This window comes from Aequorivita aquimaris, assembly GCF_001573155.1.
In the GTDB taxonomy this organism is placed as follows: domain Bacteria; phylum Bacteroidota; class Bacteroidia; order Flavobacteriales; family Flavobacteriaceae; genus Aequorivita; species Aequorivita aquimaris.
Window position 1 is genome coordinate 103,211 of record NZ_JRWG01000001.1, and the last position, 16,272, is coordinate 119,482.

A 16,272-nucleotide genomic window follows, 5' to 3' on the forward strand; every position below is an offset into this window, starting at 1 on the left:
AAAATTTATGAGCAATATTGTTGAAGCTGCAGATAATTTTATCTTTCAACTGTTTAAGGACAAGCTTCCAAGCACTTTCGTTTATCACAATTATACCCATTCAAAACGTGTTTATAAAAGTATAAATGAAATTATTGAAAACTCCCAATTTGATGTTAAAGATGCTACAATACTGCGTTTGGCGGCTTTGCTGCATGATACGGGCTATATAATTGGACGGGAAAACCACGAAGAAGAAAGTGTGAAAATTGCGAATAAATTTTTAAAGGAGCATAATGTAGATGATGATATAATAAATGGAGTAGAAAAGTGTATTCTTGCCACAAAATTTAAGGATACCACTCCACAATCGGAACTTGAAAAAGCAATTCGAGATGCTGATTCATCACATTTTGGCAAGGACTATTTTGAGGAAGCCAGCGAGTTTTTAAGACAAGAGTATTTGATCCAAAAAGTCCATAACTATACCTCACGGGAATGGTTGGATGAAAATATAAAAGTTTTGGTAGAGAACCATCAATTTTATACCGAATATGCCCTAAAGGAATGGCAACCCGTAAAGGAGGAAAATCTTGCCGATCTGCTAAACAAACGAAAAAAAAGAAAGGAAAAAATCCAGAAAGAACGTGTAAAGGCAAAGCTAAAGGCACAATATAAAAACGACAGCCCCGAACGCGGCATACAAACCTTTTACAGGACGGCCTTAAGAAACCATATGAAATTGAGCGATATTGCTGATACAAAAGCGAATATTATGCTTTCTGTAAATGCAATTATAATTTCGTTGGTACTTTCCAATCTTATCTCCAAATTGGACAATAACAATTACTTGATTATTCCTACCGCCATTTTTGTACTTTTCAGTGCCATAACTATGATTTTAGCGGTAATCGCTACCCGCCCAAACGTTACCCGCGGAGAGTTTACCAAAGAAGATGTAGCTAATAGAAGTGTGAATCTAACCTTCTTCGGAAATTTTCATAAAATGGAATTGGAACAATACGAATGGGCCATTGAAGAACTACTAAAGGACAGAAACTATGTGTACAAGTCACTTACTAAAGATTTGTATTTCTTAGGAAAAGTATTGGACAGGAAATACCGGATTTTAAGGCTTACCTACACAATTTTTGTAGCCGGAACTATTATTTCCTTGATTTCCTTTGCGGTTTTCTTTTATTTGGAAGTATAATTACTCCTCGATTTGTGAGATTAGATCCTCATAAGTATAGTATTCCTTAACCTTGTCGTTGCTTTTACTGTAAAGCACCTTTACACGCAAAGCCTTTAAACCAGTTACCCCTTGTAGATCTTCAAGTTCGAGTATTTCGATTTCTGTATCAATCATTTTTTGATGTTGCAGAAAACTCAAATATTTCAAATACTCTTCCTCGTCTTCTTTTTGAGAGTAAATTATTGCAATTTTTCCAGGCTCAGTAATACGGTCTTCAGTGCCTTTAATGTTTGCTTTATCTACGCGTTTTTTTACAACTTCATAGCGCGCATTGTATGTTCCATCAACGTCAAAGCGTTTTTCATCCATTCGAAAACGAAGTGATAATGAGCCATTGAAAACCAAAATCATTGAAGCTACGTTTAGGCTCATGGGCAGTGAGTCCTTAAAACGATAAAAACTATTCTCCATTTCGCACATAACCTGGAGCTGCCACAGTTTTAAGTTTTTAAGGTATATTTTATTGAACGACCGTTCTTTTGTAATAGCTTCACCAATATATAAATTATGCTCTACTCCATCGGTTTTGAAACGCTCAAAATAATGTGGATACATTTTTTGGGCCTCCTGTTGCTTGCGGTCTAAAATGGCGGCAAGCCTTTTATTTATTTGCATTACAGACTCATCATAATCTTTTCTGAATTTATAAACAAAGCCAGTGTTTATGTCAATGAGCTTGTAATATTCATCTACCCATTCCTTATAGATATCATTTTTATGTCTAATATGTTTTAACAAAGGGATGATTTCGGAAGAAATGAAATTCATTATCTTCCGCTCGGTATCTACCTGCAAATTTTCTTCAATTTCTGTTGAAAAATTTGCAATACTAAACATCATCTGATCAAATATTGGAAGGGAAGTTTGATTGGAAAGTTTTTTCAAAAGCCCATCGATATAACTCAATTGAAGAATGAGATCTTGCTTGGTAGCCTCGTTTCGCGCCTCGGAAGATCCTTTTATATCAGTCTGTCCATATAACGGGTAGATGTCCTCAAAAACTATTTCCTTAAAAAAGGTAGGATTGCCCTCATTTATGGTATTGAGATAACGTTTCGCCTCTTTGCGGAATTTCCAGTGCACACTGCTGTGTATGGCAGTACATTCCTCTTGAATTATAAGTTCAAGCTCATTCTCAAGGTTTTCTTTTGAGCGTACAACAGAGTCAACCAAAAAAGGCATAATATCGCGCAGCTTATTGGCATTAATTGTATTTAAGTCATTGGCATTTGGCGAAACCAATTCCAAAACTCCTAAAATTTTATCATCGTGTACAATAGAAGCAAAAATGGCGCTCCTCATGCCTTGATCCAGCATTTTTTTATAGAGTAGGTTTTCCGGATACATTTCGTGATACCGTTGCGCATCGGTTACACAATAAAATTCCTTCTGCTTAAAAAGAGTATAATAGGAAGCACTACAAAGTGCGTCCTTGCTTAATTGAGACTTGTTATTATTGAGAATAAAACTGGTAATTTCTTTAAACAAAGTTCTTTCAAAAGATTCGGTTTCCTCATTATAGTCCGTAAAACCGATCATCAATTCTTTTAAATCGAATATGGAACGGAAAATACGACTGAATTCCGTATTCTCAAAACCACCGTTTTTTTCCAATCGCAATAGATTCGACTTAAAATCTGAAATAGAAACATTTAGTGTAACATCTGTCAAGGACGCAATTACAAAGCCATTGAAAATCCAACTTTCTGGCGGAAATTTTTCTTTCCAAACGGAAACATCCTCAAAACTTTCCAAAAGTTCATTAATATCCTCCTCGGTTATATCTTTGGCCTTATCGGTTTTTTGAATTTCTACAAAATCTGCATTATAGAGCAACCTATAGTTTTTAATCATTCCACGCGCATCTGGAATGTTGTAATAGTAGGAACGTCTAAAATCAACTTTCTTATCATAATAAGCTCCTAGAATCATACTACAGCCCATGATATAAAATTGATCTTCATCAAAATTTATGATGTCCAGTTTAAAATCAGAACCGGCGGCTTCAATTATATTTTTATAGCGTTGTGTACTTTTAAAGGCTACGTCTTGAAATGGAATGGTTGCAAATTTAATTTCATTTTGGCCCAATGCCGTTGGAAACAATGGGTTCATAATTGTATTTATCTGCTCTGTATATTCTGATAGCTTATTAAAATCACTAATACCCTCAGATAACTGTGGAAATTTTTCTTCAACTGAAAGAATTTCAGCAGCAAGATTTTTCTCTCCTTCAGTTTCGGGCGTGTTTTCCTTGTAAGCATCAAAAACTTTTTTGAAACCTATTTTTAATTTTAATGGAAAATCCCTTTTCAATTTCTTCATAAGAAGTTATTTATTGGATAAAAGTAAAGGTTAATACCGCCATAATATGTTAATAAATAATAAAAAAATAGCTCATTTCGCACATTGAGAGAATAAACAGCTATTTTTGCCACAATCTTAAAAAAAGACAAATTTATGAGACTGATTTTAGCTTTACTTTTAACAATTTCATTAATCTCCTGCAATAAAGATACCAATTCATATAAGCTGGAAGGCGACGCAATTGGCTTTGCCGATGGTACTGAAATGTATCTTTACACGCTGGAAAACAAGCAACCTAAATTACTGGATACCATTACAATCAATCAAGGAAAGTTTTCTGCAACTTATCCCAACAAAGAAAATTCAAGTCTTAATTTCTTAAGGGTTAACGAAGTACAAGGCTCTGTCCTATTTTTTCCTGAAAATGTAGATATGAAGGCAACTATTTACAAAGATAGTATTCAGGCTTCACGCGTATCTGGTGGTAAACAAAATGAAGCTTATACTGAATTTGTAAATAAAATGACTGTTTTCAATAAAAGAAAGCAAGAAAGTATGGAGCGTTTTCGCGCCGCAAAACAGACAAATGACACTGGGGCAATTGCTCAAATTCAAAGCCAAAATCTAAATATTCTGGCAGAAGAGACAGAATATAAAAAAGAATTCCTAGAAAACAACAATAACACATTGTTTGCAGCAATGCTTATTTCCGAAATGGTTGGCAGGCAAGATCTTACTCCAGCGGAAGCCTCTGCTTATCTTGAAAAGATGGACCCTAAACTAGCCTCAACCGAAATTGTAAAAGATTTAAAAACTAATCTTGAGGCAATGAAAAAAGCAGAAATTGGGAACGCAGCACCCAATTTCAGTGCTCCCACCCCGACGGGTGAAATGATGTCCTTAAAGGATGCGCTGGGCAAATACACCATTATTGACTTCTGGGCATCTTGGTGCCGCCCGTGTAGAATAGAAAATCCAAATGTGGTAAAGGTTTACAACCAATATCACGATAAAGGTTTAAATATTATAAGTGTCTCTTTAGATAAAGAGGGACAAAAAGACAAATGGCTACAAGCCATACAAGATGACAAAATGGATTGGTACCATGTATCCAATCTTCAATTTTGGCAAGATCCTATTGCGCAACAGTACAACGTTAGGTCTATACCCGCAACCTTCCTTTTGGATGAAAACGGAATCATTATAGATAAAAACCTTCGTGGAGCTGCATTGGAAGCAAAAATTGCTACGCTTTTAGGCGGAGAATAATCAGTAAAATTTAAAACTATAAAAGCCTCAGTTTAAAATGAAACCGAGGCTTTTTATTTGGAAAAAATATTTCTTAATTCAAAAGAAAGCTAACATTCACCGTTGTTTTAATCTCCATTTCGCCGAGGGCAATCGTTTGGCCTCCCCCGCCCGATGAAGAATCCATCATTGCCATTTTATACATAGGCTGCGGCCCGCCGGCATTATTGAATTCACTAATTGAAACAGCTTTCCCTACTGTTTGGTTTAAAACTGAAACATATTCCTGAGCTTTCATTTTAGCGTTTTCAACCGCTTTTTTTCGCGCTTCGCTTTTTAGTGACTCTTCTTTTGAAGAAGAAAAGCTCACACCGTCAATCCTGTTAATTCCAGTATCAATCAAGCCTTTCATTACTGCCTCATATTTTTTAAGATCGCGCAGCTTTACCGAAAGTGATTGATTGGCGGCAAAGGTGTACGTTTTGCTGTTATGGTCATAGTTTTTGTTGAGGTTCATATATTCGGTGCGTACATCTTTATCGGCTATGTCCATTTTCTTCAGAAATTTTAAAACCTCGCTGATGGTTGCATCGTTTTGTTCTTTGAGTGTTTTGGTGTTTTCTCCGGTGTTTTCCACACGAATGTTGATGGTAACTTCATCTGGAACCACGCGAACAATCCCTTCGCCTGTAACGTCTATAGTGTTTGGTGGAAGTGTGTTTTGAGCCATTGCGGTAGTTGTAGTTATTGCTAAGATTAAAAGTGTTTGTAAGGTTTTCATAGTTTTCTTTTTTTTAAATTTTTCCTAGTTTATGAAGAACGAATAAAAGAATTAATGGAATGGCGAGTAAAACCACGATCCATAAACTTGTTTGAAACAAATAAGGTGCAAAAACAAGTGTAAGTACATAACCACCAATGGCCCCACCAATGTGGGCGTCGTGGCCAATGTTTCCCAATCTTTTTTTCATTCCGTAGATAGAGTACAACAAATATGCCATCCCAAAAAGCCACGCTGGAATGGGGATAGGGATAAAAAACAAATAAAGGCCCATATCGGGAAAAAACAAAATAGCGGAATATAGTACGCCCATCACCGCACCGCTTGCCCCTATTGCGCTGTAATGGTATTCATCTTTGTGGAAATAAAAGGAAAGCAAATTACCTATCAGCAAACTCGCCACATAGATTATCACAAAATAAGTAATCCCAACGCTCATAATAACTACGGGTGCAAAGAAATAAAGCGTAAGCATATTGAAGAGCAAATGTGAAAAATCGGCGTGTAGAAAAGCAGAGCTAAACATACGTATCTGCTCGCCACGGCGTATTCCCGCAATATTAAATTTATATTTTTCAAAAAAGGAAAAATCATTGAAACCTTTCATCGAGATGATTACATTGGCGGCGATGATTACGATTGTTGCGATATCTAAATTTTGCATTTAGGAATTGAAGTTATTGGGTTATTATATTATAATGAATTTTGTATTCTAATTCTTGCAATAAAATTAGTTAGTTTTGCGCTAATAATTTCTATGCAAAGATTGCTTTATATACTGGCTTATCCAATTCTTTGGCTTCTTTCCATTATGCCGATGCGCATTTTGTACATAAAATCCACCGCGCTCTATGTTTTGGCTTATTACATTATTGGCTATCGCAAAAAAGTAGTGAAGGATAATCTGGCGTTGGTTTTTCCCGAAAAAACACAACAAGAAAGAGACCGGATCGCGCAGCAATTCTTTAAACATCTTTGCGATATAATTTTTGAGACCATAAAGGCCTTTACCATTTCCGAAAAGGAAATCCGCAAACGTTTTGTGGTTACCAATGCCGAAGTACTCGACCATTACTACCAAAACGACCGTAGCATCCTGCTAATGGCAGGTCATTACGGCAACTGGGAATGGAGCGGAATCCTCAACAAATTGATGCAGCATCAAGCCCACGCCGTTTACAAGCCTTTGGGCAGCAAGCAATTTGATGCGCTTGTGAAAAAAACGCGGGAACACTTTGGTGGCATCATTGTGAGCAATAAAAAGATTGTAGCTGTCCTTTTCCGAAAGTGGAAAAAAGGAATAAAAACACTTACCTATATTCTTTCAGACCAAACTCCAAAAAAGGGTGCTTTTAAACACCGCGACACGTTTATGGGAATTGATGTACCCATGTTCACCGGAACCGAGGAACTGGCTAAAAAGCTCGACTTTTCAGTACTCTATTTAAAAGTTGAAAAAGTGAAACGTGGGTATTACACCGCCACTTTTGTTCCTTTGGTTGACAATCCAAAAGAATACCCCGATTTTCAAATTACTCGTATGTTTTTTGATGCTTTGGAAGCACAGATTCGCGAAAAACCCGAGTATTATTTATGGTCGCATAAACGGTGGAAGTTGCGGAAAATGGATTGACTATAGTCCAGCAATTCCTTTAATTTCCTCAATAATCCTATCCGCCAAACCATCCGCTTCTTCTTGGCTTTTTGCTTCGGTATAAATTCTTATTATAGGTTCCGTGTTTGATTTTCGAAGGTGCACCCAGTTTTCGGGAAAGTCTATTTTTACGCCGTCAATCGTGTTTATTTCCTCCGCAGCATACTTTGCTTCCATCGCTTTTAAAATGGCATCAACGTCCAACTGTGGGGTTAATTGAATCTTCTTTTTGCTCATAAAATAAGCCGTGTACTTTTTCCGAAGTTCGCTAACGGGAATTTTTTCTTCCGCCAAAAAGCTTAAAAATAAAGCAATGCCCACCAAACTATCGCGGCCGTAATGCAGCTCTGGATAAATAATTCCGCCATTTCCCTCACCTCCTATCACGGCATTAGTTTCCTTCATCAATTCAACCACGTTTACTTCGCCCACAGCACTGGCAGTATAAATTCCGCCGTGCTTTTCGGTAACATCGCGCAAAGCTCGTGAAGAAGACATATTGCTCACTGTATTTCCAGGCGTGTTTTGCAAAACGTAATCGGCAACCGCAACCAGCGTATATTCCTCGCCAAACATTTCGCCTTTTTCATCTACAAATGCAAGTCTATCAACATCTGGATCAACCACAATTCCGAAGTCGGCGTGGTTTTTTACAACACTTTCCATCAAATCGCCCAAATGTTCTTTTAAAGGTTCGGGGTTGTGCGGAAACTGTCCGTTTGGCGTGCAATGCAATTTTACGAGTTCAACACCCAAAGCCTCTAAAAGCAAAGGTACCGCAATGCCTCCCGTAGAATTCACCGCATCAACAACCACTTTAAATTTGCTACGTTTTATGGCATCGGCTTTCACCAAAGGCAGATTCAATATTTCATCAATGTGCAAATCTATGTAAGCATCATTTTTATGGATTTCACCCAAATTATCAACTTCCGCAAATTCAATAGTTCCATTTTCGGCAATATCGAGGATTTGCTGTCCCGCTTCGGCATTTAAAAATTCGCCTTTATTATTCAATAATTTTAAGGCGTTCCATTGTTTTGGGTTGTGGCTTGCCGTTAAAATGATTCCACCATCGGCATGTTCCGAAGCAACCGCAATTTCAACCGTTGGCGTTGTGGAAAGATTTAAATCTATTACGGTAATGCCCATTCCTACCAAGGTATTCATCACCAATTGCTGGATCATTTCGCCAGAAATACGCGCGTCACGGCCCACAACAACTTTATAGCTTTCTTTATTGCGTTGCTGTTTTACCCAAGTTCCATAGGCTGCGGCATATTTTACGGCATCAATTGGAGTTAGGTTTTCGCCCTGCGTTCCGCCAATAGTTCCACGGATTCCTGATATAGATTTAATTAATGTCATTTTCTGAATTTATTTTTTAATTTTAAAAAGTAAAGCTCAAAGTAGGTGTAAGATAAATGAGCTATCAAAAGTGTGCTTGCGAAGGTAAGCAGGTGCAATAAAAATATGGTTAAAGTTTCATTAAGGTTTTGGAGCATTTCCAGTTTCAAAAACAAAAATACAACAGCATTTAAAACAATGGCGTGAAACATATAAATTCCGTAGGAAATACTACCGAAATGGTTTAAAATTTTACTGTTTACCTCTACTCCCCGATTATTGAATGCCAGCGAATGGATAAAAGATCCAAAGAGAAAACACGTGAAGGCAGCCCGAAGCCAAAGCGGCTCAAATAGAAACCAATCGGTTGTAAAATAAAGCAATGTCGCAATGCAAATCACCAAAGGAAAAACCGCCGAACGTTTTAAAAAATCCAGCATTTGCTTTTCTTCCAAAATTGCGATTACCCCTCCCGAAAACAGATAGAAAAATACAAAAGTATAGTTACGGAGTACCTCAAAAACATCGAACCAATAAAGTATGAAATATCCAAGCAGCAAAAGGCTCAATACGCGCAGTACCCATTTTACATTTATAAAAAAGAGCAAAGGCGCAATCACGAGATAAAACTGTTCCTCGATCCCGATAGACCACAAAATTTCAAGTATGCCGCCGGGTTCGTAGATTTTTGCAAAGACATTCGGAAGAAAGAAAACGTTATAAAAAAGGGCTTCTTTCCAAGTGTAATTTATTTCAAAAGGAATATTCAGAAAAGGCAAAATCACATTGTAAAAAAGCAGCCCAAACCCCAAAACAAGATAATACAGAGGAAAAATCCGCAGAATCCTTCTGACGTAAAAATCTTTTATGGAAAAGGCATCCCTGATTTTTGCGCGATAAATGAGCCGAATAATCAAAAACCCGCTTAATACAAAAAACATGTAAACCGCTTCCAAACCACGGTGATAGATAGGAAGGCTATCAAAATAAGGCAAACCCTGATTGGCGGAAAGTTGGGGTAAGTGAAAAAGCAACACAAAGGAAGCAAGAAAAAACCGCAGTGGGTCCAAATTTGGTAATCGGTTCAATTTTCAGTTTTTACAGCCCAAAAATACATATATTTATTGAATGAATTTTTTGGCCCACATCTATCTTTCCGGCAAGGACGAAAGTGTTATCATCGGCAATTTTATTGCCGATGGCATCAAAGGAAAACGGTATTTAAAATTTCCGCCTTCCATCGCAAAGGGGATTTTGCTGCACCGTGCCATTGATAGTTTTACCGATGCACATCCCACGGTACACCAAAGTACAGCTCGGCTTCACAAAAACTACAGCCATTACAGCGGGGTGATTGTGGACATACTTTACGATCACTTTTTGGCGAAAAACTGGAGCAACTATTCTGAGGAGCCATTAGCCGGTTTCGTGGAAAATTTTTATACCTTGCTTAGGCAAAACTTCACAATTCTTCCTGCGCGTATCCAAAAAATGATGCCCTATATGATTGCTGATAATTGGTTGCTGAGCTATGCTACCGTGGAAGGTATCAGTAAAATTTTGGCACAAATGAACGTGCGTACCAAAGGCATTTCAAAAATGAACTTGGCCGTTGTGGAACTTGAAGAATATTACGAAGAATTTGAAGCTGAATTCACCTCTTTTTTTGAAGAATTGATTGTCTTTTCCCAAGAAACACTTGACAGCCTATGAAACCCACCCACCTTATATTGATCGTATTACTGTTTTTCGCCTGCAAAGAAAAACCGAAAGCCCAAGCCAATATTGAAAAACCAAAAACCGAAAAAGCAGCAGTAATTGCAGACAGCGCGATGGTAGTTTCGGCACGGGCGGAAGCTTCACAAATCGGTACTGAAATACTTAAAATGGGCGGAAATGCATTTGATGCAATGATCCCTACACAAATGGCACTTGCCCTAACCTACCCCAATGCTGGCAATCTTGGTGGTGGCGGATTTATGGTTTACAGAAGCCAATACGGCGAAATTGGCACCCTCGATTTTCGAGAAAAAGCCCCGTTGGCGGCCACTACAGATATGTATTTGGACAAAGAGGGCAATGTAATTGCTGAAAAAAGTACGGATGGTGCCCTTGCGGTAGGTGTTCCCGGAACTATTGCGGGGATATTTGCTGTTCATGAAAAGTTTGGGTCCCTTCCCATGGAAATTCTCCTAAAACCCGTAATAGACCTTGCTAATAAAGGGTATTCAATAACACCCAAACAAAAAGCCCGTTTTGATGAATTTAAAGAGCAATTTAAAAAAATAAACGGCGAACCTTCTATTTTTACTGAGATTTATGAAGAGGCAGATACACTAAAAAATATAGCGCTTGCTAATACACTTTCGCGAATAGCGAAAAATGGACGTGCAGAGTTTTACGCAGGAGAGACCGGAAAAAAGATGATCGATTATATTCAAAAAAAAGGAGGAATAATAACACAGGAGGATTTAGATGCATATGAGGCTATTTGGAGAGAACCTCTAGTTTTTGAGTATAAAGATGTTAAGCTCATTTCCATGGCACCACCCTCTAGCGGAGGCATTTGTTTGGCGCAAATCTTAAAAATGATTGAGCCTTACCCAGTTTCAGAATATGGGCACAATTCCACAAAATATATCCAACTTTTGGTTGAGGCCGAAAAAAGGGCGTATGCAGATAGAAGTGAATATTTGGGCGACCCTGATTTTATCGATATTCCTGTAGATTCATTATTGTCTGAAAATTATCTCTTAAAACGAATGGAAAACTTTTCATTGGAAAAAGCAACACCTTCCAAAGAAATTAAGCCAGGAAAAATAGGTATTGGCGAAAGTATGGAAACCACTCATTATTCCATCGTGGATAAATTTGGAAATGCGGTTTCAGTCACTACAACACTTAATGCTTCGTACGGTTCAAAGCTCTATATTTCGGAACTAGGCTTCTTTTTGAATAACGAAATGGATGATTTCAGCGCCAAGCCCGGTGTTCCAAATATGTTTGGGCTTATAGGAGGAGAGGCAAATGCCATAGCTCCACAAAAAAGAATGCTAAGTTCAATGACCCCTACCATTGTTGAAAAAGACGGAAAGCTGTTAATGATTTTGGGCACTCCTGGAGGTTCCACAATTATTACATCGGTGCTACAAACATTTCTGAATGTCTATGAATTTAAAATGAATATGCAGCAAGCAGTAGATCTTCCCAGGTTTCATCATCAATGGTTGCCCGATGTAGTTTTGATGGAAGAAAAAAGTTTTTCTGAAGCTACCATCGCAGATCTAGAATCAAAAGGATACTATACATCTACCGAAATACTGCCACAGATAGGTTACGTAGATGCTATATTGGTATTACCAAACGGAAAACTAGAAGGCGGAGCTGATAGTCGAGGCGATGATACAGCTATAGGCTATTAATTTAACTTATTATTCACGCTTAATCGAAATGTTGTGCATTATATCGAAAGAGGTATATTTGGGAAATAAAAAAGGTTAGATTTGAGGGAATTAACCAAGGATTTTTAAAAAATTTAGATTGAGACTTTTTGAAAAAACTATTTATTTCTTCTACCGTAGAAACCTATATAATCTTTTCTTTATCTCTTGTTGCAGAAATTAATCAATTCACATTTCTGAAATAATTCTCTTGTTTTAAAAATCCTCGTTTTATTATCTTTTCGCCGTTTGGCGCTTTGTAGCCTATGAAAAGTAAATCTTTTTTAAAGGATTTGTACTCCATTATTGCCTTTGTGATAAGTGGGGCAATCTGTGCAGGGCTTATTTTTCTACTTTATGATAAATACCTAAACACACTGGGTTTTGAAGAAAATTTAAAAAAACTTACGTCAATTTATATAGGCATCAGTGGTTTTTTATCGGCGATTTTAATGGTTTTTTTAGCGGCTTCTGCCATGAGACAAAAGTCATATAAAGCCAAAATTATCCATAAAATAAGCAAGACAACACAGAAAATGCACAATTTCCGCAATATTGCTGAAATTTTGTTCAACTCAAATATTTGGCTTCCTGGACTGAAGGAATATATGGAAAAAGACTATGCCGATCTTACTTATTTTGACGTTAAGGAATTTTACAAAGGAAAATCTAAGCTGGCCATTGAGTTTCTTCAAGAAACGCATCATTTCGGTGAAACGGAGAACCTTTATTTGGAATTAAAATCGCTGTTGATGACCGACCCGAAGGACAAGCACATTCCCGAAACTATAAACTATCCTATTTTTTATGACAACGATATCATAGAAAAATGGGTTGAACACAAATGCGGCTCAGGCCTGTGGTATGTGTTTGGATATAAATTCGGAAATTATAAGGAATCATTAAATCTGGAAGCCGTCTTCGAGCGCCACAGGGAGAAAATTTTAACGCTTGCCAATACCATAGACCAGGACAAGTTTGAAAACTCCTCCTTTAATGAAATTTTCTTTTCGAAACTCTGGGAGCACTTGACCAAGGATGTCATTCCGAAATTATCCCAATTCCAGAGCCACATAAATAGAAAAACCCCACGACTTATTTACTATCTATACATCGTGTTTTTTTTGTTAATGGTTTTTGGTGTGCTATTGCCGCTTACCTATTTAATGCTCGGATTTTCGGTACTGGCTATTATTGTCGGTTATTCCATCGTAATAAGTACCATCTTCTACGTTGCGGTTACATTTCATATTTTTCTTTCAAAGGAAGTGAACCGCTAAAAAAACATTTCATTTTTTACCAAAAATTAACACCGCGCCATTGCCATGCATTCTTTATTTTCCAATCTATTGAGTACCTTTGCCAGCTATGCTGAAAAATGAGGATTTTATTGAAGTTTTGGGCGCCCGCGTCCACAACTTAAAGAACATTGACGTTCGCATTCCAAGAGAAAAATTAGTAGTAATCACAGGGCTTTCCGGCAGCGGAAAATCCTCCTTGGCGTTTGATACCATTTATGCCGAAGGACAACGTCGCTATATTGAAACTTTTTCAGCATATGCACGCCAATTTCTTGGCAGCTTGGAACGCCCTGATGTAGATAAAATTGAAGGCCTTTCCCCAGTAATCGCCATTGAGCAAAAAACCACGAGTAAAAGTCCGCGTTCTACCGTTGGCACCATTACTGAAATTTATGATTTCCTCCGTCTTTTTTACGCCCGCGCCAGTGATGCTTACAGTTACAACACAGGGCAAAAAATGGTCAGCTATAGTGATGAGCAGATAAAACAGCTTATCCTTGAATATTTCGCCGATAAAAAAGTGAGCATTTTGGCTCCGGTTGTCCGGTCACGAAAGGGGCATTACCGCGAACTTTTTGAACAGATTGCCAAACAAGGTTTCCTAAAAGTACGCGTGGACGGCGAGGTGCGCGATATTGTGAAGGGCATGAAAGTGGACCGTTATAAAACCCACGACATTGAAATAGTTATTGACCGACTGAAGGTTTCCGCCGAAAGCGATAACAACAAGCGGCTTTCCGAAACCATAAACACCGCAATGTACCACGGTGATGATGTGCTGATGGTCCTGGATAACGATACGAACGAAGCCCGCTATTTCAGCCGGTCGCTGATGTGCCCGTCCTCGGGAATTTCATACCCAAATCCCGAGCCGAACAATTTTTCCTTCAATTCACCAAAAGGGATGTGCCCCAATTGCAAAGGGTTGGGGAAACTCTACGAGGTAAATTTGAACAAGCTCGTTCCAAATCCAAAACTATCCATAAAGCAGGGCGCCTTGGCCGCGCACGGGCCCCAAAAGAACAATTGGGTTTTTAAGCAGCTTGAATTGATTGCGGAACGCTTTAAGTTTAAGTTGAGCGATCCGTTTGAAAGTATTCCGCAAGAAGCAAAGAATGTTATCTTTTTCGGCGGAAATGAAAAATTTGAAGTTGCTTCAAAGGAACTCGGTATCACCCGCAGCTATAAAATAGATTTTGAGGGCGTCGCCACTTTTATCCAAAATACTTTCGACGCAAACGAAACCACTTCTCTAAAACGCTGGGCAAAGGAATATATGGACAAAATTCCCTGCCCGGAGTGCAACGGCACACGGCTTCGCAAGGAATCGCTTTACTTTAAAGTGAACGATAAAAACATTGCCGAACTCGCTAACATGGATGTGGTGGAATTGGCGGAATGGTTTGCAAACCTCGAAAACAACCTTTCGGAAACGCAGCTTAAAATCGCTTCCGAAATTATAAAGGAAGTACGCTCAAGGCTTCAGTTTTTGGTGGATGTTGGGTTGACGTATTTGGCTCTGGACCGCAGCTCAAAATCACTTTCGGGCGGGGAGGCGCAACGCATACGACTTGCAACGCAGATTGGCTCGCAGTTGGTGGGCGTGCTCTATATTTTGGACGAGCCCAGTATTGGCCTGCACCAACGCGATAATGAGCGATTGATTTTTTCCCTGAAGCAATTGAAGGATATAGGCAATTCCGTAATTGTTGTGGAGCACGACAAAGATATGATTGAAAGCGCCGATTATGTGATTGACATTGGGCCGGCAGCGGGAAGGCACGGTGGCGAGATTGTTTCCGAAGGAACTCCAAAAGAAATAGAAAAACACAACACACTTACCGCAGATTATTTAAGCGGAAAGAAGAAAATTGAAGTCCCAAAAAAGCGAAGAAAAGGAAACGGCAAAACGCTAACGTTGAAAGGGGCTTCGGGAAACAATTTGAAAAACATTTCAGTGGAATTTCCCTTGGGAAAAATGATAGGTGTAACGGGCGTTTCCGGCAGCGGAAAGAGTACACTTATCAACGAGACCCTCTACCCTATTCTCAACGCACATTTTTTTAATGGCGTAAAAAAACCGATGCCTTACAAAAAAATTGAAGGGCTTGAAAATATTGACAAAGTAATCGATATAAACCAATCGCCCATCGGCCGCACGCCACGAAGCAATCCAGCCACTTATACGGGTGTTTTTTCTGAAATACGCAATCTTTTCGCCAAAACTCCCGAAGCGATGATTCGTGGCTATAAACCGGGCCGTTTTAGTTTCAACGTTGCCGGCGGCCGCTGCGAAACCTGCAAAGGCGCCGGTCTGCGCGTTATTGAAATGAATTTCCTTCCCGATGTTTATGTGGAATGCGAAACCTGTCAAGGCAAACGTTTTAACCGTGAAACTTTGGAAATACGTTATAAAGGGAAATCCATTTACGATGTTTTGGAAATGACAATCAACGAGGCGGATGGATTCTTCGAAAATATCCCGAAAATCCACCGAAAAATAAAAACCATAAAGGATGTTGGTCTCGGTTATATTACGTTGGGCCAGCAATCCACCACGCTTTCGGGCGGGGAAGCACAGAGAATTAAACTGGCTACCGAACTCTCCAAACGCGATACGGGAAACACCTTTTACATTCTGGACGAACCCACAACGGGACTTCATTTTGAGGACATTCGCGTTTTGATGATAGTGCTGAATAAACTGGTTGACAAAGGAAACACGGTACTGATTATTGAACACAATCTGGACGTTATTAAAACCGTTGATTATATTATAGATATTGGTCCCGAAGGCGGAAAGCAGGGCGGAAAAATTATGGCCCTGGGAACCCCGGAAGAAGTAGCCGAAGACAAAAAGAGTTATACCGCCCGATTCCTTAAAAAAGAATTACATTCGTGAGGCACGAGGAACGAATGACGAGTAACACTTAACTTATAACGCATAACGCATAACGCAT

12 protein-coding genes are annotated in these 16,272 nt (G+C 38.7%); 7 read left to right on the forward strand and 5 right to left on the reverse strand.

The features are described 5' to 3' along the window. The first annotated feature begins 7 nt into the window (after nucleotides 1-7). Nucleotides 8-1,192, forward strand: a complete 1,185-nt coding sequence (locus LS48_RS00445) for a Pycsar system effector family protein (RefSeq protein ID WP_062618873.1) — start codon at nucleotides 8-10, stop codon at nucleotides 1,190-1,192. On the opposite strand, the gene LS48_RS00450 is transcribed toward LS48_RS00445, so the two are convergent. Continuing rightward, nucleotides 1,193-3,559, reverse strand: coding sequence for a hypothetical protein (locus tag LS48_RS00450; protein WP_062618875.1), 2,367 nt, complete (start codon nucleotides 3,557-3,559; stop codon nucleotides 1,193-1,195). It lies immediately after the preceding gene. A 135-nt stretch (nucleotides 3,560-3,694) separates the two neighbouring features. Here LS48_RS00450 and LS48_RS00455 point away from each other — a divergent pair, with 135 nt between their 5' ends. After that, nucleotides 3,695-4,810, forward strand: a complete 1,116-nt coding sequence (locus LS48_RS00455) for a TlpA disulfide reductase family protein (RefSeq protein WP_062618878.1) — start codon at nucleotides 3,695-3,697, stop codon at nucleotides 4,808-4,810. A gap of 73 nt (nucleotides 4,811-4,883) precedes the next feature. On the opposite strand, the gene LS48_RS00460 is transcribed toward LS48_RS00455, so the two are convergent. Together LS48_RS00460 and LS48_RS00465 are read right to left on the reverse strand one after the other, a co-directional pair. Next, nucleotides 4,884-5,570: an SIMPL domain-containing protein gene (locus LS48_RS00460; RefSeq protein ID WP_062618880.1), complete on the reverse strand. Its 687-nt coding sequence runs from the start codon at nucleotides 5,568-5,570 to the stop codon at nucleotides 4,884-4,886. 13 nt (nucleotides 5,571-5,583) lie between these two features. Then, on the reverse strand, nucleotides 5,584-6,234 hold the full coding sequence (locus tag LS48_RS00465; RefSeq protein WP_062618882.1) for a rhomboid family intramembrane serine protease: 651 nt from the start codon (nucleotides 6,232-6,234) through the stop codon (nucleotides 5,584-5,586). Nucleotides 6,235-6,327: 93 nt separating this feature from the next. Here LS48_RS00465 and LS48_RS00470 point away from each other — a divergent pair, with 93 nt between their 5' ends. Next, the gene (locus LS48_RS00470) at nucleotides 6,328-7,203 is read left to right on the forward strand and encodes a lysophospholipid acyltransferase family protein (RefSeq protein ID WP_062618884.1); all 876 of its coding nucleotides are present in this window, start codon (nucleotides 6,328-6,330) and stop codon (nucleotides 7,201-7,203) included. On the opposite strand, the gene glmM is transcribed toward LS48_RS00470, so the two are convergent. Both glmM and LS48_RS00480 read right to left on the reverse strand, forming a co-directional pair. Further along, nucleotides 7,204-8,592 (reverse strand): phosphoglucosamine mutase, encoded by a 1,389-nt coding sequence (gene glmM, locus LS48_RS00475; RefSeq protein ID WP_062618886.1) that lies wholly within the window; start codon nucleotides 8,590-8,592, stop codon nucleotides 7,204-7,206. Next, nucleotides 8,589-9,659, reverse strand: coding sequence for an acyltransferase family protein (locus LS48_RS00480; RefSeq protein ID WP_062618888.1), 1,071 nt, complete (start codon nucleotides 9,657-9,659; stop codon nucleotides 8,589-8,591). Before LS48_RS00480 ends, glmM begins: the two co-directional genes overlap by 4 nt. 40 nt (nucleotides 9,660-9,699) lie before the next feature. Between LS48_RS00480 and LS48_RS00485 the strand changes: the two genes are divergently transcribed. The 4 genes from LS48_RS00485 (at nucleotide 9,700) to uvrA (ending at nucleotide 16,214) form a co-directional block, all read left to right on the forward strand. Continuing rightward, nucleotides 9,700-10,284 (forward strand): acyl carrier protein phosphodiesterase, encoded by a 585-nt coding sequence (locus LS48_RS00485; protein ID WP_062618890.1) that lies wholly within the window; start codon nucleotides 9,700-9,702, stop codon nucleotides 10,282-10,284. Continuing rightward, nucleotides 10,281-11,993, forward strand: coding sequence for a gamma-glutamyltransferase (gene ggt / locus LS48_RS00490; protein WP_062618892.1), 1,713 nt, complete (start codon nucleotides 10,281-10,283; stop codon nucleotides 11,991-11,993). Before LS48_RS00485 ends, ggt begins: the two co-directional genes overlap by 4 nt. Before the next feature lie 284 nt (nucleotides 11,994-12,277). Then, the gene (locus tag LS48_RS00495; protein ID WP_062618894.1) at nucleotides 12,278-13,291 is read left to right on the forward strand and encodes a hypothetical protein; all 1,014 of its coding nucleotides are present in this window, start codon (nucleotides 12,278-12,280) and stop codon (nucleotides 13,289-13,291) included. An 88-nt stretch (nucleotides 13,292-13,379) separates the two neighbouring features. Next, nucleotides 13,380-16,214, forward strand: coding sequence for an excinuclease ABC subunit UvrA (gene uvrA / locus LS48_RS00500; protein ID WP_062618895.1), 2,835 nt, complete (start codon nucleotides 13,380-13,382; stop codon nucleotides 16,212-16,214). Nucleotides 16,215-16,272: the final 58 nt, after the last annotated feature.

Coding starts and splice junctions, on each gene's coding strand:
- LS48_RS00445 (WP_062618873.1), top strand. CDS start 8: ATGAGCAATATTGTTGAAGCTGCAGATAATTTTATCTTTCAACTGTTT.
- LS48_RS00450 (WP_062618875.1), bottom strand. CDS start 3,559: ATGAAGAAATTGAAAAGGGATTTTCCATTAAAATTAAAAATAGGTTTC.
- LS48_RS00455 (WP_062618878.1), top strand. CDS start 3,695: ATGAGACTGATTTTAGCTTTACTTTTAACAATTTCATTAATCTCCTGC.
- LS48_RS00460 (WP_062618880.1), bottom strand. CDS start 5,570: ATGAAAACCTTACAAACACTTTTAATCTTAGCAATAACTACAACTACC.
- LS48_RS00465 (WP_062618882.1), bottom strand. CDS start 6,234: ATGCAAAATTTAGATATCGCAACAATCGTAATCATCGCCGCCAATGTA.
- LS48_RS00470 (WP_062618884.1), top strand. CDS start 6,328: ATGCAAAGATTGCTTTATATACTGGCTTATCCAATTCTTTGGCTTCTT.
- glmM (WP_062618886.1), bottom strand. CDS start 8,592: ATGACATTAATTAAATCTATATCAGGAATCCGTGGAACTATTGGCGGA.
- LS48_RS00485 (WP_062618890.1), top strand. CDS start 9,700: ATGAATTTTTTGGCCCACATCTATCTTTCCGGCAAGGACGAAAGTGTT.
- ggt (WP_062618892.1), top strand. CDS start 10,281: ATGAAACCCACCCACCTTATATTGATCGTATTACTGTTTTTCGCCTGC.
- LS48_RS00495 (WP_062618894.1), top strand. CDS start 12,278: ATGAAAAGTAAATCTTTTTTAAAGGATTTGTACTCCATTATTGCCTTT.
- uvrA (WP_062618895.1), top strand. CDS start 13,380: ATGCTGAAAAATGAGGATTTTATTGAAGTTTTGGGCGCCCGCGTCCAC.